The sequence below is a fragment of the Streptomyces narbonensis genome, from assembly GCF_014649015.1.
GTDB classification, from domain to species: Bacteria; Actinomycetota; Actinomycetes; order Streptomycetales; family Streptomycetaceae; genus Streptomyces; species Streptomyces narbonensis.
This window is the reverse complement of record NZ_BMSF01000005.1, coordinates 384,238-405,038: the sequence shown is the minus strand read 5'-3', so window position 1 is coordinate 405,038 and position 20,801 is coordinate 384,238. Positions and strand designations below refer to the sequence as shown.

The window sequence follows — 20,801 nt, the reverse complement described above, 5'->3', positions numbered from 1 at the left end:
CCAGCAGTCCGAACGTCATCACCACGGCCGTGGCCAAGGCTATTCGTCTCATTCGCCCCGGTGATGGCAGCGGATGCCGCTCGGATAGAGCGACTCTCCGATCTCGCATGCTCGTCATGTTTCCCCTCATCAAGTGGTGCTGATCAGGGGAAACTTAGGGCTGCAAGAAAGACACGGGACGATACATAGACGAACAGAAGCGGCGTTGCGTGCAGACCTTGTGATCGAAGTGTGATCCGAATTCGGGAACCAGGGGTTCTCGTACGGCGTTTCAGACCTCGGCGCGGCGGACTGCCACCCACCGGCAGGCTTCCTCGTCGCCTTCGCAGGCGCGATGCCGGCGGCTGCCACGATCCAGGGGACGATGTCCGCCCCATCTTCCCGGACCGGTCGAGCTGTGCGGCGAGCTGGTCCTCTACGTCCTTCGGGTTGCGGTGGTGGGCGGCCGGAGCCGGGGCGAACCCGTTCCAGAATCGCCAACGGGTGCGGGCGGCGTGCTCGTTGGCGCTGGCCGATCAGCTCCCAGCCATACCAGGTCTTCCCGAAGCTGCCCCGTACCGCAGCGGGCGCCGCCAGCCCGATGGCCGCTCGCTCGCCATCGCCTGACAGGCCGCACTCCACTTCGCAGCCGTTCTGATCTGTGTGACCGACATCAACCTCTGCCCCTACCTGTGCGACCTCTTGGGAGACCGCGACGCCCCCCGCCGGCCGACGGGGGGCGTGGTGGCAGGTACTCAGGCTCCGGTCAGCCAGCCTTCTTCAAGCCCGCCCCGGGCCACGCCGCCGCCGGCTTCGTCTGCCGAGCCCGTGACAACGCCCTCCAGGTCCTCGGCCAGGCACAGCGGACCAGGGCAGCCGTTCCCGCCGGCCGTGTCAATCGCGGTGACCTGCACATCCCTGGTCAACTTCACCTTCGCGCCGATCTCGTACGGCGTGGGTATGCCCCCTCGTTCGATCTTGGCCGTGACCACGACAAGCGTAGTCGGGGCCACCCTGGAAGGAAGGGGTGTCCGGCAAGATCAGGAGCCCCACGGACCGCCAGGCGGGCCCTGATTGTCGGCTGCGGTGCCGACGGGATTCGAACCCGCGAGACAGATGGAAGCAGGTCCGCCCCGTCCCCGTCACTCGCCGTGGGAGGGACCTCTCCCCCGGCGATCGCAATAGACCGCTCTGCCACAGCACCGCAACCTGCGGAAGCGCGCGCACTCCCACTCCGGCCAAGCCTAGGCCCTGTCGTCAAACTCCCGCCTGCCCTGCGGGCGGACGACGGGAGTTTGACGACAGGACCTAGGGACACCGTCGCCTGCGGACGAGTGTTATCCGTGTCGGCGGCAGCGGCTGCCGACAGGTCCGGAAGAGTCGAGCCGGAGCCCGATCTCGTGGACAGGGCCGGCCGGCCGACAGCCGAGGCGCTCACAGCCACATCTACTGCCCTCACCTGGGGTGGCCGACGCGATCGGCGCCCGCGCTGAGCCGGTGCCCGTCCCGTGGGACCGCACTGGCGGCCTGTTCGAGGCGTACTGCGGAGACCGGGTGCGTCCCCGGACGGCGGGCCGGCCTCCGGCGCGGCCCGGGTCAGGCCCTGACGTCCCGCACGGGATGCCGGCTGAGGATCGAGACGCGGTTGAAGGCGTTGATGGTGATCGCCACCCAGATCACCGCGGAGATCTCGTCGTCGTTCAGGACCTCCCGGGCCGGCCCGTACGCCCGTTCCTGCGCGAGGGAGTCCGCCGGGTCGGTGGTGGCCTCCGCCAGGGCGAGGGCCGCGCGCTCCCGCGGGGTGAAGAGCTCGGTGTCCCGCCAGGCGGGGAGCACGCCGAGGCGCCGGGTCGTCTCCCCCGCGCGGAGCGCCGCCCTGGTGTGCACGTCGAGGCAGGAGGCGCAGCCGTTGATCTGCGAGACGCGGAGGTTGACCAGTTCCACCAGGACGCGGTCGAGGCCCGCCTCGGCGGCGGCCGCGCGGACGGCGTCGGCCGTCGCCAGCAGGGCCCGGTAGGCCGTGGGACTCTGCTTGTCGAGGTAGACCCGCCGACCGTCCTGAACCACTGTCACGTCGTTCACCCTGCGCTCCTTCGACCGACCCGTGCGCGTCACGGGTTTCGGGGCTATGATCATCCATAATTGTTGAATGAGAAACTACATTCTCGATGGACGAGATGCGAGAGGGGTCGGGCATGGACGACACGGAGGTGCAGGTCCTCGGCGCCCGGGACGTCCCGCTGGGCGGACCGCGCGCCATGACCGTACGGCGCACCCTGCCTCAGCGGTCCCGGACGCTGATCGGTGCATGGTGCTTCGCCGACCACTACGGCCCCGACGAGGTCGCCGAGTCCGGCGGAATGGACGTCGCTCCCCACCCGCACACCGGCCTGCAGACCGTGAGCTGGCTGTTCAGCGGCGAGATCGAGCACCGCGACAGCCTGGGCAGTCACGCGTTCGTACGGCCCGGGGAACTGAACCTCATGACCGGCGGCCACGGCATCAGCCACACCGAGGTCTCCACACCGGGCACCACCGTCCTCCACGGGGTGCAGCTGTGGGTGGCACTGCCCGGCGCACACCGTCACGCCGAGCGCGACTTCCAGCACCACGCCCCGAAGCCGGTGCGGTTCGAGGAGGCGGAGCTCCGGGTTTTCCTCGGCTCACTGGCCGGTGAGACCTCCCCCGTCCCCACCTTCACGCCCCTCCTCGGCGCCGAAATCCTCCTCGCCCCCGGCGCCACGGTCGCCCTCCCCGTAAACCCGGCCTTCGAGCACGGACTGCTCGTCGACGAGGGAACCGTCCGCCTCGGCGACACCTCGCTGCGCCCGGCCGAGCTCGGCTACGTCCCCACGGGGCAGGACACCCTGACCCTGACGAACGAGTCCGACCACCGCGCGCGGGTGGTCCTCCTGGGCGGCACGCCGTTCGACGAGGAGATCGTCATGTGGTGGAACTTCATCGGCCGCAGTCACGCGGACATCGTCGAGGCCAGGAAGGAATGGGAGCGCGCCTCCGAGCGCTTCGGGCACGTCGACGGCTACCCCGGCGCCCGCCTCCCCGCCCCTGCCCTGCCGAACGCCGCCCTCACGCCCCGGGGAAACCCGCCCCGCGCGTGATCCTCGCCCCGGACCCGACGACCCGGTCGGCCGCCCGGCTCAGCCGTTGACCGGCGCGAGTACCACGAAGTCGGCGTTCGACGGGTCGAGACAGACGGCGAGCCGGCCGACGCCCTCCGCGTCGTCCGGGCCCATCTGGATGTTTCCGCCGCTCGCGGTGACCTTGGCGACCGCGGCGTCGCAGTCGTCGACGGCGAAGACGGGGTGCCAGTACGGCCGCCCGTGAGCGAGGGCGAGGTCCGCCTCGCTCAGCTGCATGAGGCCGCCGTGCATCCGCTCCTCGGGGAGTCCGGCGGGGGTGATGAGGGCGTACGTGCCCCCACCGCCGGGCAGTTCCATGTCGCTGAACTGCCAGCCGAAGACGGCGCCGTAGAACTCCTTGGCGGCCGCGGCGTCGCTCGTGTACAGCTCGGTCCAGGACAGCGAACCCGGCTTGTCGACCAGATCGACGCCCTTGTTCGTTCCCGGCTGCCAGACGGCGAACTGTCCGCCCAGCGGGTCACTGTACTGCGCCATGCGGCCCCACTCGTCGAGGTCCATAGGGGCCACCCGGACCGTGCCGCCCGCCTGCTCGACCGCCCGGGTCGTGGCGTCCGCGTCGGTGACGCTGTAGTAGATCATCCAGGCGGAGCGGGCGCCCTCCTCGGTGAGCTTGCCGAGCCCGGCGACGATCTTCCCGTCCTTGCGGAACATCCCGCCTTCCATCTCCTCCGACTCCCCCATGGACTCGTACTCCCAGCCGAGCACGCCGCCGTAGAAGGCCGCGGCGGCCCCGACGTCGGGGGCGCCGAGGTCGAGCCAGCAGGGCGAGCCGGGTACGAAGTCAGTGGTGATCATGGTGATGACCTTTCGCAGAGGCGATACGCCCCCAGGCTCGCACCGGACCCCGCCCCTCGCCCGTCGGCAGCTCGAGCCTCGCACCGATGCAGGGCCACGCGCACTACTCCACTCAAGAGCCGCGCGCACCGGTCCAGGCATTTTCAGGCCCCTCGGAAGCCGAGGCCAAGATACGGGAGCGATGGCCGCAGGCATGGGCTACCGGCAGATCTGCTGGTACCCCCGAAAGCGGCCGCGTACAAGGAAGTGGGCCAGAACTATGTCGACGACCCGCAGATGCGCGTGAGCGGGTGACCGCCACCCGGCCGTGGTACGCGAACGCGCTCGAGGACCGGGATCAACTGCGGTGCGTCGTTCAACCGCCCTGGTGTGATCAGCACGCCAGGCGCACGCAGACGCCCAGCGCCGATGCCGGTCGTGGCAGGTCGGGCCGTGTCGCAGGCCTCTGAGGAGGGCGATGACGGAGTTCGACCCGCCCCTGTCCGCTCAACGCCAACCGGTGTACCCGTCGGGGTGTCCTCCGCCGCCCTCGCCTCGCGTGAGGCCGTACAGGACCAGCCCCAGCACGATCAGCGCGAGCAGCACGGTCCAGAATCTGTCCGGGAAATCTGAGGAACTCGGGCGTCGTGGGGAAACGTCGCCCTGACTGTCGGTGTCGCGTTCCTTGTCGCTCATCCCGCCCCCTGTCCATCCGTCCCATGGCACTGCGACTTGCCGCCGGAGTCAAGCCTCCCGGCACCCCGGGGGCCGATGCTGGGCAGCCCGCTGCCCGGTCGCCTGCCTCCTCCGTCTTCGCCCCCTGCAGCGACCGCCTCGACGGCTTCAAACGCCCCAGTCGGTCGACCTCGCCCCCGCCATGCTCAGCGACCCCGACGGCAAGCTCTGCACGCACCGCCCCCGATCCCCCTACCAGGAGGTGCGCGACCGCCCCACCCCTGTGACCGCACGCGCCCCGCACCCCGGAAATCCGGATGAGGACGTCGGCGGCTCGGGCTAGGGTCCGCTGCGGGTTCGTTCGAGGGAGGCACGTGGAGCAGCGGGTGCGGGTGCACGAGGTCCGCATGGGCGGGGCCGAGATCAGGGTGATCCGGCCGGACCCCGTACCGGAGCGGGTGGCGCTGCGGGACGACGGCCACTGGCTGTCGATGTACGTCGACCGGGCCGGCGCCGAGCGCCTGACCGGCCTGTGGGCGCTGGCCGCACGCTCCCCTCGCTCCCTGGTGCATCTGCCGATCCGCGCCAATCCGGCCCCCGGCGACGTCATCGGCGAGGGTGAACCCGTCGCGCTGGACCTGGTCCTGGCCCACCACAGCCTGCAGTTCCGCGCCTCGTCGTGGAAGGAGGCCCGGGCGCGACTCGGCCCCGGCAGGCCGCACACGGCGGCCACGCCGGACCGCGACTTCCCCGACGCCGAGGACATCGACCACGAGCGCCGGCACCACCGGACGTACCGCGACCACCTCGGGTTCGACATCGCCGCCCACACCCTTTTCGTCGTGGGCAGCGCGACCGCCTTCCGCGAGCACGGCACCACGCTGCGCTGCCTCGCCGACGAGGCCCCGTCGCAGGGCAAGCGGCGTCCAGGAGACCGGCACTACTGCGTCGAGTTCACCTCGGGACCGTGGTCGCGGCCCCGCACCCGGCGGAACGTGCCGGGCTCCCTGCACATCGAATACTGCGACAGCTGGAGCGGCTGACCCTCACAGGTCCCGGGCCGGCGCTCACGTCGAACGAGTCCTGCGCGAGGACGCAATGGCCCCGTGGACGGTCGAAAGCCAGTACAGGGCGCGCGAGCTGCATGCGATCGCGGCAGATCGCGACGGGGTTGCGCCACGGCCGGCACCGGTCGACCACACGGGGCGACCGAGGGCGCCCCTGTGGGCGCCCTCGGCGAGGATCGGGGTGCGGTCGCGACACACGACCTCGATCCCCTGGTGCTGCGTGAGCCAGGCCGCGGGTGTGCCCGCCTCGCGATTCGGCTTCAGTGCCACCGGTCTGCGGGGCTCGACTTCGGCCGGTACGGTCCCGTGAATACGTCCTTCGCGCATCCCGTACTCATCGACACCGACCACCCGTGGGCGGAAAGCGGCAGGTCAGAACTGGAGCGACCAGGCGTTGACGTAGCCGGTGTCGTTGGTCCAGTTGTCGGTGGCGCGGAGCTTCCAGGTGCCGTCGGCGGACTCGGCGGAGGCGTTGACGGTGAAGGTGCCCTGGATGTCGTCGGCGCTGTCGTTGGAGTTGTAGTCCTTGAGGAGGAAGGCGGTGCCGTCGGGGGCGATCAGCTCCAGCTTCACGTCGCCGCGGTAGGTGTGGCGGATGTCGACGGTGACGGCGAGGTTCGAGGGGGCGTTGCCGGTGACTCCGGTGACCGCGAGGGGTGAGTCGACGGTGGCGTGGTCGCGGATCTGGTAGTCGCCGGTGTTCTCGAACTTCTTGCCGGTGGGCGGCGGGGTGGTGCCGCCGGTGCCGGTGTAGAGGAGCTTGTCGGGGGAGCCGGTCCGGGCGTCGGTGACCTTGTCGGGCGTGGCGTCGGCGACCAGCTTGTCGCGGACCTGGGCCGGGGTCCAGGTCGGGTTGGCTGCGAGCAGGAGGGCGGCCGCGCCCGCGACGTGGGGGGGCGGCCATGGAGGTGCCGCTCATCGTCTGGGAGGCGGTGTCACCGGAGTTGGAGGTGGAGACGATGCTGTCGCCGGGGGCGAAGATGTCCAGGCAGGAGCCGTAGTTGGAGCCCTGGCCATTGGACCAGCCGGTGGCCCGGGCGTCTCGGCTGTTGGTGGCGCCGACCGTGATGGCCGACGGGGTGGAGGACGGGGAGTAGGAGCACGAGTCGGCGTTGTTGTTGCCGGCCGCGACGACCCAGGTGACGCCGGAGGCTATGGAGGCCGCGACCGCGTCGTTCACCGACTGGGTCTTTCCGCCGCCGATGCTCATGTTGGCCACGGCCGGCTTGACCGCGTTCTTGGTGACCCAGTCGATGCCCGCGAGAACCGGGGCCCACGTGTCACCCGACGTGCCCTGACAGTTCAGCACGCGGACCCCGACCAGCTTGACGCCCTTGGCGACGCCGTAGGAGCCGCCTCCCACGGTGCCGGCTACGTGGGTGCCGTGTCCCTGACAGTCGGACGCGTTGGAGTCGTTGTCGATGAAGTCGTAGCCGCTGACGGCGCGGTTGCCGAAGTCGCGGTGACTCATGCGGATGCCGGTGTCCACGATGTACGCGTTCACGTCGGAGGCGGTGGCCCCGTAGGTGTAGCTCTTGTCCACGGGAAGGTCGCGCTGGTCCACGCGGTCCAGGCCCCAGGAGGGCGGCATGGGCTGGGTGTCGACCGCGTACGCCACGGCGTCGGCCTCCACGCGGGCCACGGTGGGCTCGGCGGCCAGTTCCTGGGCCCCGCTCTCTGTCATGCGGACGGCGAAGCCGCGCAGGGCGCTGGTGTAGGTGTAGCGCAGACTGCCCGCGTGCCGCTCGGCCAGGGCGCGTGCGGAGGCGGGCACGTCGGCCGAGGGGACCGAGCCCTTGAAGGTGACGATGTAGGAGCCTTCGACCGCGCCCGGTCGGTCCGCGCCGACGATGCGGTTCTCCCCGCCGCTCGGCGGTGTGGGCGCGGCCGTGGCCGCGGTGGTCGCGGAGGCCACGGCGAGCAAGGCGGCACTGGTACTGATGGCGAGCAGGCGCCGGAGGGCGCGAGCATCGAACTCCATGACTGTTTCCTTCGTGGGAGGTGTCCGGACCTGGCTCGATGTCCGGAGGGCGGGATCCGTCGCGCCGGTGGCTCCGGGCGCGCTCCGTCAGGGGTGGAAGGGCGCGCCCGGAGGGTGGCCGCCGGTCGGCCGGGACGTCGGTCCAGGTCAGGACCGTGACGATCTGTCGGCCGAGGGCGGTCGTACGGGCGCCTTCGATGGCGGCGCCCGAGACGGCGGGACGAGGTGACGTGGCGTACGGAGCGGGCTCCGCGACGCACGGATCCGGTCACGCCGTACGACTGCGTGGGGTGCTGTCACCCCGTACCTCCAGCGGCTGGGGACCGTGGTGGACGAGGGACGGCGCGACCGGACCGCCCAGAGCTTCGGTCACCCGGGTGGAGGCCGGCAATGCGTAGCGCTACCCAAAGAGTGGGGACAGCGCGTCGGAGCCTGTCGTCCGGCGGCAACCGTGACGGGTCGGCGGAATTGCCTGGGTAGTCGCCCCCTATTGCGACGGCGACACAGCTGCGGGTAGACCACCTGCACGGAGCTACCGGGCGAGTGGCCGGCGAAAGGCGGAGCCGTGGAGAGACGTCCCTTCGATACGCGACACGGCGAAGTGCGTTCCGAGGGGGCCGGTTTCGTCGGCCGGGTCGAGGAGGCCCGGCGGCTTCGGGCGGTCCTGCGCGCGGGGCGGGGTGTCGTCGTCGTTCGGGGGGAGGCCGGGGCGGGGACGTCGCGCCTTGTGGACGAGGTGCTCGGCGGGGCGGAGTTCGCCGAGTGGACGCAGCTGCGGGGGACGTGCCCGGACAGTCCGGAACCGCTACCTCTCGAGGCCGTCGCCTCAGCCCTGTCCCAACTCCCCTACCGTCACGGTCTGCCCGACCGGATGCCGCCGATCGTCGGAGTCCTGGGGCTCGTCGTGCCCGAGCTGGTGGACCGGCTGCCGCCCCCACCCGCGTCGGCCATGAGCCCGGAGACACGACGTGGGCTGATGCCCCGTGCGGTGGCCACGCTGCTCGACTCGCTCGGTGACACCGTGCTGGTCCTGGAGCGGATCCACCTCGTCGACCCCGCGACCCTCCGGCTCCTCGACCACCTGACGGACGGGATGCCTGGGCGGCTGCGGCTGATCGTCACCGAGGACGCCGCGCCCGGGTTGCCGGTCCTCGGCATCCGCGCCCCGGGAGGAGGCCGATGCGAGGAGGTCCGCGTACGGCCCTGGACATCGGAGGAGACGGAGCAGTTCGTCCGCCTGTGGGCACGCGGCCTTCCGCAGATACGTCCGGACGAACTGCCGGAGCTCGCGGGACTCGTGTACGAGCTGTCGGGCGGGCTGCCCGGGGCGGCAGGCGCTCTCCTGGACGAGGCCACGGAGCGGCCGTCGACCGACGGGCCGGACGGCACGTGGGGGCTCGCGGTGCTCGCCGCCATCCGGGAAGCGGACGTGCCCGGGCGTGTGGGCCGGGAGTTCGCCCGGCGGTGTGCACCGCTCGCGGAGGAAGCGTGGCGCATCGTCGAAGCAGCTGCGGTCCTCGACCGGCCGGCTCCCGTCAGCGTCCTCGCCGAGGTGGCGGAGTGCCCGCCCGATCTGGCCGAAGCGGCAGTCAGCGTGTGCGTACGACGGTCAGTACTGCGGGCCGACGGGTCGTCGCTCGCCTTCCGGCACCCGCTGGACCGCCGGGCCGCGCTGGCACGGGTTTCGGGGCCCCGGGCGGCACGGCTCAGCGTGCGCGCGGCCCGGATCCTGCACCGCGCCGGGGACGGTCCGGTGCCGCTGGTCGACCTCGCCCGGCTGTACACGGCCGCCGGGCATGTCCGCGAAGGTCTACGGTGCCTGGTGGTGGCCGCCGATCGCGCGGCCGCCACCGGCGACAACGCCACCGCCACCCGCCTGTACACCCGGGCGGTCGTCGAGGATCCGCGCGCCGACGGACGGGTGCGCACCGCCGCGAAACTGGCCCGTACCGCCCAACTGGCGCGTGCCGGCGAGCAGGTGGTAGCCGCCGTGCGCACGGTCCTCGACGAGGACGACCCGCCGCCGCGCCTGCGCGGCGAGATCCGCCTGCACCTGAGCGTGGTGCTGCGCAACCAGGCCGGAGGGGCGCTGGACAGCCTCGAAGAGGTCGCTCGCGCCATTCCCGACCTGGAGGCGTCCGATCCGCAGACCGCCGCACGCGCCATGGCGGTCGCCGCCATCCCCTCCATCCAGGGCTGGCCCCTCGAACGGCACCGACACTGGCTGGACCGCGGCGAGGCAATCGCGGAGCAGGTCACCGATACGGTCGCCCGGGCCGCCATCGCCGCCAACCGGGCCACCGCCCTGATGCTCGTGGGCGACCCACGCGCCTGGCGCGCCGCAGAGGCGCTGCGCGGACCGGCCGAATCCGCGATGGAGGCCGCGCACCATGCCCGGGGGTGGACCAATCTGGCGCACGCGTCCAGCGCGCTCGGATACGGTGCGCGAGCTCAGGAGTTCCTCGACCGGGCCGTTGTCGGGCTCGCCGACACCAGCAGCCCATATCTGGAAGGACTCGTTCAGACCGCGCGTCTGGTCCTCGCCTGGCACGGCGGCCTATGGGACGGTCTGCACACCGCCGCCGACCGCACCACCCGGCTCTACCAGGAGATACCCGACCTGACCGCCGAGGCGATGCTGGTACGCGGACTGACCTCGCTCCACGTGCTCGGCGACGTCCTCCGGGCCCGCCGCGACCTCGCGGAGGCCTCCCGCACCACCTGCTACGACACGGGTTTCATCCTCACCTCGTCGGCCGCCGCCACGGCCCGCGTCCACCTGGAGGCGGGGCGCCCCGGGCAGGCCTGCGAAGCCGTGGAGGACGTGCTGCGCCGGATCGGGCGTACGCGGGGCTGGGTATGGGCGAGCGAGGTGCTTCCTGTCGCAGTGGAGGCACTCCACGGCAGCGGCCGGACGGCGCGCGCCCGGCGGCTCGTCGCCGACTTCGCGGCCGGGTCCGTGAACGGCGACGCACCCGCCGCGCAGGCGGCCCTGACCGTGTGCAGGGCGCTGCTCGCACAAGCCGCGGACCGGCCGGACGAAGCCGTCGGCCTGCTCACGGACGCGGAGGCGCAGTGGCGGTTGCTCGGCCGCCCCCTCGACGCAGCCCGCGCGGCGGAGGCCCGAGGGCGCTGCCTGCTCGACCTGCACGGCGAGGCTGGGTCCCGGGACGTCCAGGACGTGGTCGAGGTCTACCGACAGCTGGGCGCCCGCTGGGACGTGGCCCGCTGCCGACGACTGCTGCGCCGCCACAACATCGTCACCACCCACCGCCGGGGCCGCCTCGGCTACGGCGACCGCTTGTCCCCGCGCGAGGAGGAAGTGGCCCGTCTCGTCGTCCAGGGCCACGCCAACCGGGACATCGCCGAGAGCCTGGTGCTGTCCACCCGCACCGTGGAGCACCACGTGGCACGCATCATGCGGAAGCAGAACGCAGCGTCGAGGGGCGACATCGCTCTGCCGGAGGGCACGGAAGCAGCCCGTGCCCCGGCCGCCGCACCCCGGCGTGACCAGGGGTGGCCGGATGTGTGGGCGTGACATCTGACGACAGAACCTAGGGCTTGTCCAAGCGGATCATGTGACGCGGGGAGATTTCACGCATGCCGAATGGGTGCGACTGCAGCCGCATCTGCCGAAGTCCGGGCAGCGGGGCGGACGCTGGCCGACGGCGGCCCGTACCGGGCCGTTCGGATGACCGGTCCGTCACTCCTGGGGGTGGAACACGGCGGTCCAGTGGGCGCAGCCCCGGCCCGCCGCGGCCCCGTCCTGACCCGGTATCCCGGAAAGCTGGGGCACCCAAGGAACCGAACGGACGGAAGTGGTTCGCGCATGCCCCAGCACTCCCCACGGCGCCGGGCCGGGCGCGCCGGAGCCGCCGGCGCCGCCGCCCTGGCGCTCGTACTCGGCCTGCCCACGACGGCCGCGGCCGCTCCCGGCGATCTGGACCCCGCCTTCAGCGGCGACGGCAAGGTCGTCACGGACGTGACCGGCTACGAGAACGTCTCGGGCATGGCCGTCCAGCCCGACGGCAAGATCATCACGGTGGGCGACGGCTACTTCGACGAGACCAGCGGCGACTTCGTGCTGGTGCGCTACAACGCCGACGGCAGCCTGGACACGACTTTCGGCGGCGACGGCATCGTCAACACCGACTTCGACTTCAACAACGACGAGGCCAGGGCCCTGGCCCTGCAACCCGACGGAAAGATCATCGCGGTGGGCGGGTCCACCTCGATCGCCGGCTACGGCGACTGGGTGGCCGCCCGCTACAACCCCGACGGCAGCCTCGACCCGACCTTCGGCACCGGCGGCAGGGCGGTCACCGACATCGACCCGGACGCGATCGAGACCGCCATGACCGTGGCCGTGCAGCCCGACGGCCGCATCGTGGCGGCCGGCCAGAGCTTCGCGAGCTGGGTCGTGGTCCGCTGGAACGCCAACGGCTCCCTGGACCCGACCTTCGACGGCGACGGCAAGGCCGTCACCACCTTCCCGGGCGGGAGCTTCGCCTCGGCCGCCGACCTGGCCCTCCAGCCCGACGGCCGGGTCGTCGTCGCCGGGGCCGGCCCCGGCGGCGTCACGCTCGCCCGCTACAACACCAACGGCAGCCTCGACCCCACCTTCGACGGCGACGGCCGGGCGACCCCCGGCTTCGGGGCCAGGGCCCGGGGCGTGGCCCTGCAGTCCGACGGCCGGATCGTCGTCGCGACCGGCGACAACAACGTCTTCGGGCTGGCGCGCTTCACCGCCGGAGGCGTCCTGGACCCGACGTTCGGCAGCGCCGGCCGGGTCACCACCACCTTCGGACCGGACATCGCCGACGCCGCGGACGTCGCCCTGCAGACCGACGGCCGTATCGTCGTCGCGGGCCGGTACGCGGGCGACTGGGCGCTGGCCCGGTACAACACCAACGGCGCCGCGGACACCTCCTTCGACAGCGACGGCCGGCTGACGACCGACTTCGGCGGCCCCTCCGAGCAGGCCTCCCAAGTGGCCCTGCAGCCCGACGGGAAGATCGTCGCCGGCGGGGTCGTCGGCCAGGCCAACAGCCTCGCCGCCGACCGCGGCGTGGCCCGCTACCTCGGCGGTGGCGGCACCACGCCCCCGCCGCAGTCGGCGGACCTGTCCGTCACCAAGTCCGGTACGACGACGGTGAGCATCGGCGACCAGGCGATGTACACGGTCCGGGTGACCAACGCGGCCTCCTCCACGGCGACCGCGACGGGCGTCTCCCTGACCGACTCCCTCTCCGGAGCCGGCGGCACCCTGATCTCCGCCGCGCCCTCCCAGGGCACCTGCACCACCACCGCGACCGGCGCGACCTGCGCCCTGGGCAGCCTGGCCCCCGGCGCGAGCGCCACGGTCACCGTGACCGCCGAACCGCGCACGACCGGCACCCTCCGGGACACCGCGTCCGTGACCGGCTCCCCCCAGGACCCGAACACCGGCAACAACAGCGCCACCGCCACCACCTCGGTCAACAACGCCCGGGGCTGCACGATCGTCGGTACGTCCGGCACCGACACCCTCACCGGTGGCTACGGCAACGACGTCATCTGCGCGCTCTCCGGCAACGACACCGTGCGTGCGGGCTTCGGCAACGACACCGTCTACGGCGGCCCGGGCAACGACAACCTCGACGGCGGCTTCGGTGACGACACCATGAACGGCGATCGCGGCAACGACGTCCTCACCGGCTACTACGGCAACGACCGCCTGACCACCACCGACGGCGTGAGCGCCAACGACACCGCCAACGGCGGCTCCGGCTTCGACACCTGCACCACCGACACCGGCGACACCCGCATCAGCTGCCCCTGACGGCTGGCCAAGCGCGCACCCCCACCAGCGCCGGCCGGGTGAAACCCGGCCGGCGCTGGGGCGCACCCCGCCGGGCCGTCCCGCGGTGTGTGGGAAAGCCAACGTGCTTGGTCTTGGCGGTGAGGACGTCGACGAGCAGGCCACGCGGGGCCTTCCGAACCGGGGCCTCACCACGACCCAGCGAACGGTCAACCGGGCCCTGTCAGCGGCGAGAGCACCAGTCCAACTCAGCGTCGCGCGATTCAATTCCTGGCGTATCCCCCGCAAGGCCCGCTGCCGCCCCAACCACCTGACCGCCATCGCCGCAGCCGTCCTCACCTGGAGCGTCAACGCTGAAAATGCTCAGTGTGCCGACAGGCCCAGGCGTTCCCTGGCGTTCCTCAGGTCGGCGGTGAGCGCGTCGCTCATCGGATCCCCGGCTTGTTCCAGTGTGTCGACGAGAACGGCCGCTCCGGCCAAGGCGTTCTCCTCGGCCTCGCGCAGCGGCACGGTCGCGGTGGAGTCGCTGGTGTTCAAGGTGGTCCAGCGGCGGGCGGCATCGCAGAGGAGCAGTGCCTCCCAGAGTACGCGCAGTGCCGCGGGAATGCGGTCGGATGCGATGAGCTGGTGGCCGACCCGGGCGAGCGAAGTGACCTGCCGTGGCACGGCGTTGACCACCTTCATCCGGCCGGTAGCCGAGAACCTGGCTCCGTCCCCGCTGCAGAGGGAAAGTCGCAGCGTCTGGATCTCCAGCGGATCCAGGGCGCCGGCCCGCCCGCCGCCTGCGAGCCTCGTGGACTCCGTCCGCTCCGCTTCCAGCAGTGCCTCCCGCAGACTCGGCGCAAGCACCGACCCGAACTCCCGCTCCATCTCCGCGATCCGATCATGCGACCCGCGGCCGGCCATGGCCAGATGTCCGGCCGCCTCCGCGTCCCGCCCGGCCTCTCTCAGGTGGACACCGATCCGGGCATGAGCCCCGGAACTCCCGACCTGGCCGAGTTCTGCGGCCTCCAGAATCACGCCGTCCACGGCCAGTGCCGCGTCCCACTGCCCACGCGCCGCCTCCAGCATGGAGACGACCGGGGCGGCGAAACCGATCGCGTACGGGATCGCCTCAGGGCCGATCCGGCCCATCTCCTGGTATCGGGCGAGGGACTCCTGGCCGCATTCCAGAGCCAGTTCATGGTCCCCTACCCTCAGTTGGATCCCCGCCCCGACCGCGAGGATCCGGGCCGCGTCCCCGGATCGGTCCGAGAGGGGAGTGAAGGCTCCCGCCCGCATGTACCCACCGATCGACATGTCCAGATCGCTGAGAGCGCTGAAGGGACGGTCCCACTCGGCATAGGCCCGGGCCCTGCGTAGCCGGACATCGGCCGTCAGCAAGACCGCGGGTACGGGGCCCGTCTCCTGCCGGTCACCCCGCTGCTCACCCTCCTTCCGGGTGGCGAGCTGCTCCGACTCCATCCGCTGGTACAGCTCCTCGGCCTGGTCCAGGGCTGCGACTGCACCCGTCACGTCTCCGACATCAGTGCTGGCCCGTCCCATGGCGTAGAGCAGTCCGGCTCGAGCCTGGGGAACCTCAGGCAGGTCCGGGGAGGCGGCGTCCAAACGGTCCAGGGCGTGCTGCGCCCGCGCGAACTCGGCCAGCGCCTGTGCTGGCCCCTGGCTCTGCTCGGCGGCGAGCCCCCGTTCGTATGCCGTCCGGTACTCCTGGATCGCCTGCTCGGAACGATCCCGGTCCTGAGAGGCTTTGCGCCGCCGAAATATTTTCATCTTCTCTATATTCCCCTTGAGTTGACTTCATCCAGCCGTCCGGTGAACGTCGGAATCCTGTCACGGCGTCTCCACCGGATGCCCTCGTTCACTTCGAAGGGGTCTCTCACAGGGTCTGTCACAGGTTCCCTGGCCGACTTGTGCCGGTGTGTCGGTCCGCGCGCGGGTGTTGGCGAGGCGTACGGCGCCTGCGATCGACGGGTGGCCCGACCGCAGGTGCACGGCGGTGGCGACGGCGCCCCGCCTCGGCTCGCTCGAGCGTCGGATCAGGGGAACGGCAGGGGCGGTCCAGCCGCTCGCGTCCGTCGGGTGCCGTGATGACGGGGGCGTGCGCGACGAGCCGGAGGCGGCCGTCGACCACCAGGTACAGGTAGGTTCCGTCGCTGTCTTCGAGGCGGGGAACAGTGACGGCTCCCCCGTGCATGAGTTGCCGGCACAGGCCCTCTCAGGGAGGTGCGCGTCAGTCAGCCTCTTCAGCGTGGCCTCTCCAGGGTGAGGACGGCTTCGGTGATGACGGTCATGCGGTTGGGACTGATCCGGGATCCTCGGAAGATCTGCCAGGACTACAGCCGTGCCATGCCGCGTTCGACTGGCGCTCTCGCCGCGGCCAGGACCCGGTTGACGGTGCGCTGGGTGAGGGTGAGTTCACCGCCCGGTGGCCGTTTGAGTCCGGTGGTGACCCGGGGGGGCCAGCGCCTGGGTAGGCGCGGTCGGCAAGGATCGGGACGCCCTGGCGTTCGCGATCCGGATGATGCGGTGGGTGCGTGCGGCGGTCAGATCGTGAGCGCGGCCCGGCAAGGCCGGCGGCAGGATGGGGAACCAACAGGGCTTCTGGACCGGCAGGTTGAGACTTCGACTCGAGACGGCTACAACACCTCACCGTGAGCGGGAATTGGATCACCACGACCGGGGTTGGTGAGGGAAGTTAGCCGTTTCAGGAGGGGTTATGCGAGCGATTCAGGTGTCCGAAGTGGGCGGTCCCGAGGTGTTGCGACTGGTCGACGTTGATCGACCGGTGCCGGGTCCGGGCCAGGCGGTCGTGGAGGTTGCCGCGTCCGGTGTCAACTTCCTCGACGTATACCACCGACAGGGCCGGTACACCCTCCCGCTGCCCTTCACCCCGGGCACTGAGGGCGCGGGCACGGTCCTCGAGGTGGGCCCCGGCGTCACCCACGTCGCTGTGGGAGACCGGGTCGGCTGGGTGGAGATTCCCGGCACCTATGCCGAGCAGGCCGTGGTGGACTCCTCCCGGCTCGTGCCCCTTCCCGACGGCGTCGACTTCGAGGCCGCCGCCGCCGTGCTGCTGCAGGGCATGACGGCGCACTACCTCGTCAAGGACGCCTACCCGGTCCAGCCAGGCGACACGGTGCTCGTGCACGCCGCTGCCGGCGGCATGGGGCTTGCGCTGACCCAGCTCATCACCCATCTTGGCGGCAGAGTGATCGGCACAACTTCCACACCGGAGAAGGCCCAGCTGGCGCGGCGCGCCGGGGCCGCCGAGGTGATCCTCTACTCCGCAGTGGACGATCTCGCGGCCGAGGTGAAGCGGCTCAATGGCGGCCAGGGCCTGCCTGTCGTCTTCGACGGCGTCGGCAGGGACACCTTCGATGCAAGTCTCGCCAGCCTGCGAACCCGCGGCCACTTGGTGCTCTTCGGCGCCGCGAGTGGTGCAGTGCCGCCCTTCGACCCCATCCGGCTCGCCCAGGGCGGTTCGCTGACCCTGATCCGGCCCAGCCTCGACGACTTCATCGCCGATCGCTCCGAGCTGCTCCGGCGCGCCGCCGACGTGCTTGAACTGGTGCGCACCAAGGCGCTTGAGACCACCGTGACGGCCCGCTACCCGCTCGCCGAGGTCACCCAAGCTCACCGCGATCTGGAGGCTCGGCGTACCACCGGCAAGCTACTCGTCATCCCCTAGGGCAACCGACTGAATTAACTGACCTGTAGGAACCTGGCTTCCGCCAGGCGTCGATCCCGCGCAGCTGTGTCCGCGATCCCGGGTGATGACCGCTGACGGGAGCCGGCTGCAGTGCGAGCGCAGGCCAAGCCGTGATGCCCGGCAGGCCGTCGAGCGCGTTGCGTCACCTGGGCAAGCCCATTCCGTCGGTGGCGCAGCAAGGCCCGCACAGCGAACGAGGGCGTGCTCACACTCCAGATCGCTTCCCCCATCGGCTCGTTCGGTGAGCTTGTCCGAGATCCCAGACACGATCCGCAGCCTCCCACCGCCCGACCCGCCCGGACATTCCGCTGTCAACCACAGCGGACCCGGGCGGCCGGATCAAGCCAGCCCGGCCTGTCGGCAAACGATGGCGAGCTCAAGCGGTCAGCGCATCACCGCTGTTCAGAAGGTCAGCGTAGACCTCTGCCGGAGTGCGGTAGCCGTGTGTCCTGCGCGGACGGTGGTTGAGCTCGTGGGCGATGGCGTCCAGGTCGGCCTGGCTGAATGTGCGGAGGTCGGCACCCTTGGGCAGGTACTGCCGAAGGAGCCGGTTGGTGTTCTCATTGGTGCCGCGCTGCAACGGGCTCCGTGGCTTGCAGAGATAGATCGGCATCCTGGTATCGGTGGTGATGGCCTGATGCTCGGCGGTCTCCCAGCCCCGGTCCCAGGTAAGCGTCCGCCGCAGTTGGGGCGGGATGCCGAGACGGCTCCTTGGAGGCGGTGTAATTCCGGGCGGTCGGGGCGCACTTCCGGCAAGTCGCCGGCTCACCGCCCCATCCGGCGAACAGCGTCTTGACCTCCGGCCCGGACGGCGGAATCCGCAGTGCCGCGTCCTTCGCGCCGCGCGGCCGGTTCATCTCGTCGATCGGCACTCGATCACCCGACCGGTCATCCGGTGGATCCCGACCTTGTGCCGCAGCTCCAGGAAGAGGAAGTACGTGGTCAGCGCCTGAGAACGCCCCAGCCGGGTGCCGCTCGGCGAAGCCCGCAGCGCCTTCCCGAAGTACGCGTCGGCGTCTGGCGGTTCCCTCTCCCACAGAGGCCGGCCGAACCAGGACCGCATCTGCTCCAGATGCCCGACGTCCCCGCGGGATCGTCCCGTCACCAGGCCCCGCCGAAGCCCGCGCCAGCACGAACCCCGCCGGCACGTCGGTCTCGAACTGCTCCAGCTCCTCCGCCGTGGCCGGCGGCCGGACATCGCGCAGGTCCCGTACTGCAGCCAGCGCCAACCCGAGCCTCCTCACCTTCAGCTCGATCGTGAACCGATCGGGCAAGGTCCGAACGTTTCAGGAACCCGAAGTTACGTCAGCCCGCGAACTGCTACGGGAAAGAGGACGAACCGCCTGGTCACTGGGTTGAGGACTCGCGGAGGCTCAGAGCAACCCACGGGATGTCGCACACAAGTTCAGCGTGTTGAAGTGAAGCAGTCCACCCAGCTGACCGGCCGCTCCTATCCGATTGCGCTCCTGGCTCAGGAGGTAACTGTCAGGAGCCTTCGACGTGTGCACTGTGGAGGGTCGTCGTGGTCTCAGTCTCGGGTGGTGCGGCCTCGCGCAGGTGGTTGGCGATTCTCACTCTGCCCCGGCGGCGGAATGGAGCTGGAAGTCGACGACGACGCAACTGACTTGTCCGTCTTCGGTCCGGCCGGTCCAGACGGGATAGGCCCCGTCGCCTTGGCCGGCACGGAAGGCGATGAGATTCGGCTCGGGCTCCATGCCGGGCAGTTCGACGCTGAAACGGCTGTCGCTGTCGAGGGGTATGAAAACGTCGTCGTCCAGCTGGTCTTCGGTCACGGTCCGCGTCGCATCCATGAAGGCCGCCGTGCCGGTATCCACGCCAACCCCGTAGAACTGGCCCTCGCCGAGCAGCCCCAGGTCCTCGTCGGGCCGGAGGGTCATTTCCCATTCATGGGGAGGGATGTCCAGGAACGTCACCCTGGCCGCGGCGACACCGGCCCCGTGTTTCGTGCGCAAAAGCGAGAGTGTGACCGGGAACTCGCCTAGCGGCACTGCGACGGTCCGCGGGTTGCTGATCCAGCCGGGGTCCGAGACCGCCAGCTGCCCTGACGTGATCCGCAGCATGCCGGAGTCAATGGGCTCGACGACGGCCGGCCCCTCCTGGGTGTCACACTCACCCGGGCTGAACAGCTGCTCGATTCCGGTGGCACGCAGCGGTCCCGATCCTTCGGCCACCGACTTGTCGTTCAGGACGACGGTTGTGACGGACTCGTGGCCCTGCTGAGCGAGGAACGGCGCGAACACCTGCCAGTCGCCGAATTCCGGTGCGGGACAGAGGAAGTCCTCGACGGGTGTCGCAAACCGCCGCACGGGGACGCTCGACGGGCCGGATGCTCGATCATGTGATGATTCCGGCGATCCGCCCCGCGGTCCGGCGAACTCGGACTTCACCTCAACCTGCCCGTCGGCTGAGACGGTCGTGGTCTCCTGAACATCCCACTTCCCGTACGAGTGCGCCTGATCGTCGGGAAACTGCCATCGGGTGTTCCGCTGAGCCAGCAACATCCCCGTGCCGTGCGGCTTGAGGTCGATCATCTGCATGCACCAAGATCTGTCGTCGAACAGATACACACGCCACATCCGCCCCGGCCAGTATTCGACCAGTGCAAGCGGTTGCTCCCGCGCGGACAGCAGAACCGCGTAATCCTTCCCGGCCGCATGCTTGCGTGCCGCGAGCGCGCGGGACATTGGGCTCCGATGGGTCGTTCCCCGATAGGAACCCCACATCTCGCCGTACGACACATCAAGACTGTCGAAGATCACAGCCGAACATCTCCCCCGTGGCACCAGCCACCCCGGAGCAGTGCGTTCGACCGGTGACCCCTGTCGCGACGCCCTGCCCTTCCGAAACTCCGTCGCGCCGCAGTCTGCCACTGAGGTACGACACAGAGGTCGTGGCCCTCCTGCGCGGGAATCCAACCCGGCGGAAGCATGTTCCCGCTGGTCAACGAATTCCGTCGGTTACCCTGGACCACAGTGAGTGTGAGCTGTCTCCGAACGGGATTACGTCGGCAGCGTGCGGACTACGCCGGTGCCCGGGCCTGCAGCAGGGTCCCGGCCCGTCATCGGGATCGGCCGTCCCGCTGCCGACCCGAGCGATCTGCCTCGCTCGCGCGCCGACGCCGACCGCGCCCTGCGCGTGCTCACCGCCACCGGCACTCCCCACCGCGCCGCGGCGCTCGAAGACGTCTACCTGCCCTCCCTGCTCCTCGATCTCGCCGACCGGGTCCACATCGATGCCCATCCGTCCGACGACCCCGTCACCCGTCTCCGCGCCTACGACGCCGAACACCACAGCGCGCTCACCGAGACGCTCGCCGCCTGGCTCGACAACTTCGGCGACGTCATCGCCGCCTCTGCCGCGATCCATGTCCACTCCAACACCTTCCGCTACCGCCTCAAACGCCTCGCGCAGGTATCGGGCTTCGATCCCGGCGACCCAGCGGCCCGCTTCGAGGCCATGCTTCACCTCCGCCTGACACCGCCTGTCGCTCGGGGAACGACTTCATCCCGCCTCACCCAACCTGCACGCCACCAACGGAAGGAGCAAGGGGAAACGGAAGGCACAGGGCCATGACCCTCAAGGGCAGTTCGGCAGGACGTCACGGATCGCTGAGGGCGTGGACTGGCGGGGT

At 70.7% G+C, this 20,801-nt stretch carries 13 protein-coding genes, 1 tRNA gene and 6 pseudogenes; 8 read left to right on the top strand and 12 right to left on the bottom strand.

Features of this window, described 5'->3' with window-relative positions; all coding sequences use genetic code 11:
* Nucleotides 1-734: 734 nt before the first annotated feature.
* The gene (locus tag IE124_RS12580) at nucleotides 735-971 is read right to left on the bottom strand and encodes a hypothetical protein (RefSeq protein ID WP_189507783.1); all 237 of its coding nucleotides are present in this window, start codon (nucleotides 969-971) and stop codon (nucleotides 735-737) included.
* A 92-nt stretch (nucleotides 972-1,063) separates the two neighbouring features.
* A tRNA-OTHER gene (locus IE124_RS12575) sits at nucleotides 1,064-1,183 on the bottom strand.
* Between the two features lie 257 nt (nucleotides 1,184-1,440).
* Here IE124_RS12575 and IE124_RS34810 point away from each other — a divergent pair.
* Nucleotides 1,441-1,521, top strand: a pseudogene (locus tag IE124_RS34810) (SAM-dependent methyltransferase); the annotation flags it as partial.
* A 54-nt stretch (nucleotides 1,522-1,575) separates the two neighbouring features.
* On the opposite strand, the gene IE124_RS12570 reads toward IE124_RS34810, so the two are convergent.
* Nucleotides 1,576-2,061 (bottom strand): carboxymuconolactone decarboxylase family protein, encoded by a 486-nt coding sequence (locus tag IE124_RS12570; RefSeq protein WP_229832401.1) that lies wholly within the window; start codon nucleotides 2,059-2,061, stop codon nucleotides 1,576-1,578.
* Between the two features lie 113 nt (nucleotides 2,062-2,174).
* On the opposite strand from IE124_RS12570, the gene IE124_RS12565 reads away from it, so the two are divergent.
* Entirely contained in the window at nucleotides 2,175-3,098 is a 924-nt protein-coding gene (locus IE124_RS12565) for a pirin family protein (RefSeq protein ID WP_189507781.1), read from the top strand.
* A gap of 39 nt (nucleotides 3,099-3,137) precedes the next feature.
* Here IE124_RS12565 and IE124_RS12560 read toward each other — a convergent pair whose 3' ends face one another.
* From IE124_RS12560 to IE124_RS12550, 3 genes and pseudogenes are all read right to left on the bottom strand, one after another.
* A complete protein-coding gene (locus tag IE124_RS12560) occupies nucleotides 3,138-3,935 on the bottom strand; it encodes a VOC family protein (RefSeq protein WP_189507780.1) in 798 nt (265 codons plus the stop codon).
* Nucleotides 3,936-4,213: 278 nt separating this feature from the next.
* Nucleotides 4,214-4,321: pseudogene (locus IE124_RS36065) on the bottom strand (IS5/IS1182 family transposase); the annotation flags it as partial.
* Nucleotides 4,322-4,421: 100 nt separating this feature from the next.
* Nucleotides 4,422-4,610, bottom strand: coding sequence for a hypothetical protein (locus IE124_RS12550; RefSeq protein ID WP_189507779.1), 189 nt, complete (start codon nucleotides 4,608-4,610; stop codon nucleotides 4,422-4,424).
* Nucleotides 4,611-4,963: 353 nt separating this feature from the next.
* Between IE124_RS12550 and IE124_RS12545 the strand changes: the two genes are divergently transcribed.
* Nucleotides 4,964-5,632: a hypothetical protein gene (locus IE124_RS12545; RefSeq protein WP_189507778.1), complete on the top strand. Its 669-nt coding sequence runs from the start codon at nucleotides 4,964-4,966 to the stop codon at nucleotides 5,630-5,632.
* Nucleotides 5,633-6,028: 396 nt separating this feature from the next.
* Here the strand turns inward: IE124_RS12545 and IE124_RS12540 are convergent.
* Nucleotides 6,029-7,637, bottom strand: a pseudogene (locus tag IE124_RS12540) (S8 family peptidase).
* Nucleotides 7,638-8,238: 601 nt separating this feature from the next.
* Between IE124_RS12540 and IE124_RS12535 the strand changes: the two are divergent.
* From IE124_RS12535 to IE124_RS34805, 3 genes and pseudogenes are all read left to right on the top strand, one after another.
* Complete coding sequence (locus IE124_RS12535) at nucleotides 8,239-11,175, top strand: ATP-binding protein (protein WP_229832400.1); 2,937 nt, start codon at nucleotides 8,239-8,241, stop codon at nucleotides 11,173-11,175.
* Nucleotides 11,176-11,466: 291 nt separating this feature from the next.
* Nucleotides 11,467-13,458, top strand: a complete 1,992-nt coding sequence (locus IE124_RS12530) for a DUF11 domain-containing protein (RefSeq protein ID WP_189507776.1) — start codon at nucleotides 11,467-11,469, stop codon at nucleotides 13,456-13,458.
* A gap of 154 nt (nucleotides 13,459-13,612) precedes the next feature.
* Nucleotides 13,613-13,794, top strand: a pseudogene (locus tag IE124_RS34805) (IS5/IS1182 family transposase); the annotation flags it as partial.
* A gap of 6 nt (nucleotides 13,795-13,800) precedes the next feature.
* Here the strand turns inward: IE124_RS34805 and IE124_RS12525 are convergent.
* Nucleotides 13,801-15,210 (bottom strand): hypothetical protein, encoded by a 1,410-nt coding sequence (locus tag IE124_RS12525; RefSeq protein ID WP_189507775.1) that lies wholly within the window; start codon nucleotides 15,208-15,210, stop codon nucleotides 13,801-13,803.
* A gap of 473 nt (nucleotides 15,211-15,683) precedes the next feature.
* Nucleotides 15,684-16,020 (bottom strand): annotated as a pseudogene (locus IE124_RS12520) (transposase family protein); the annotation flags it as partial.
* 136 nt (nucleotides 16,021-16,156) lie between these two features.
* On the opposite strand from IE124_RS12520, the gene IE124_RS12515 reads away from it, so the two are divergent.
* Nucleotides 16,157-17,128, top strand: a complete 972-nt coding sequence (locus tag IE124_RS12515) for a quinone oxidoreductase family protein (protein ID WP_189507774.1) — start codon at nucleotides 16,157-16,159, stop codon at nucleotides 17,126-17,128.
* Nucleotides 17,129-17,525: 397 nt separating this feature from the next.
* Here the strand turns inward: IE124_RS12515 and IE124_RS12510 are convergent.
* The 3 genes and pseudogenes from IE124_RS12510 to IE124_RS12500 form a co-directional block, all read right to left on the bottom strand.
* Nucleotides 17,526-17,861, bottom strand: a pseudogene (locus tag IE124_RS12510) (IS30 family transposase); the annotation flags it as partial.
* A 141-nt stretch (nucleotides 17,862-18,002) separates the two neighbouring features.
* Nucleotides 18,003-18,254, bottom strand: a complete 252-nt coding sequence (locus IE124_RS34800) for a hypothetical protein (protein ID WP_229832399.1) — start codon at nucleotides 18,252-18,254, stop codon at nucleotides 18,003-18,005.
* A gap of 466 nt (nucleotides 18,255-18,720) precedes the next feature.
* Nucleotides 18,721-19,929: a DUF4241 domain-containing protein gene (locus IE124_RS12500; protein WP_189507773.1), complete on the bottom strand. Its 1,209-nt coding sequence runs from the start codon at nucleotides 19,927-19,929 to the stop codon at nucleotides 18,721-18,723.
* 376 nt (nucleotides 19,930-20,305) lie between these two features.
* Here IE124_RS12500 and IE124_RS12495 point away from each other — a divergent pair, with 376 nt between their 5' ends.
* Nucleotides 20,306-20,743 (top strand): PucR family transcriptional regulator, encoded by a 438-nt coding sequence (locus IE124_RS12495; protein WP_229832398.1) that lies wholly within the window; start codon nucleotides 20,306-20,308, stop codon nucleotides 20,741-20,743.
* Nucleotides 20,744-20,801: the final 58 nt, after the last annotated feature.

Coding starts and splice junctions, on each gene's coding strand:
- IE124_RS12565 (WP_189507781.1), top strand. CDS start 2,175: ATGGACGACACGGAGGTGCAGGTCCTCGGCGCCCGGGACGTCCCGCTG.
- IE124_RS12515 (WP_189507774.1), top strand. CDS start 16,157: ATGCGAGCGATTCAGGTGTCCGAAGTGGGCGGTCCCGAGGTGTTGCGA.
- IE124_RS12560 (WP_189507780.1), bottom strand. CDS start 3,935: ATGATCACCACTGACTTCGTACCCGGCTCGCCCTGCTGGCTCGACCTC.
- IE124_RS12525 (WP_189507775.1), bottom strand. CDS start 15,210: ATGAAAATATTTCGGCGGCGCAAAGCCTCTCAGGACCGGGATCGTTCC.
- IE124_RS12550 (WP_189507779.1), bottom strand. CDS start 4,610: ATGAGCGACAAGGAACGCGACACCGACAGTCAGGGCGACGTTTCCCCA.
- IE124_RS12530 (WP_189507776.1), top strand. CDS start 11,467: ATGCCCCAGCACTCCCCACGGCGCCGGGCCGGGCGCGCCGGAGCCGCC.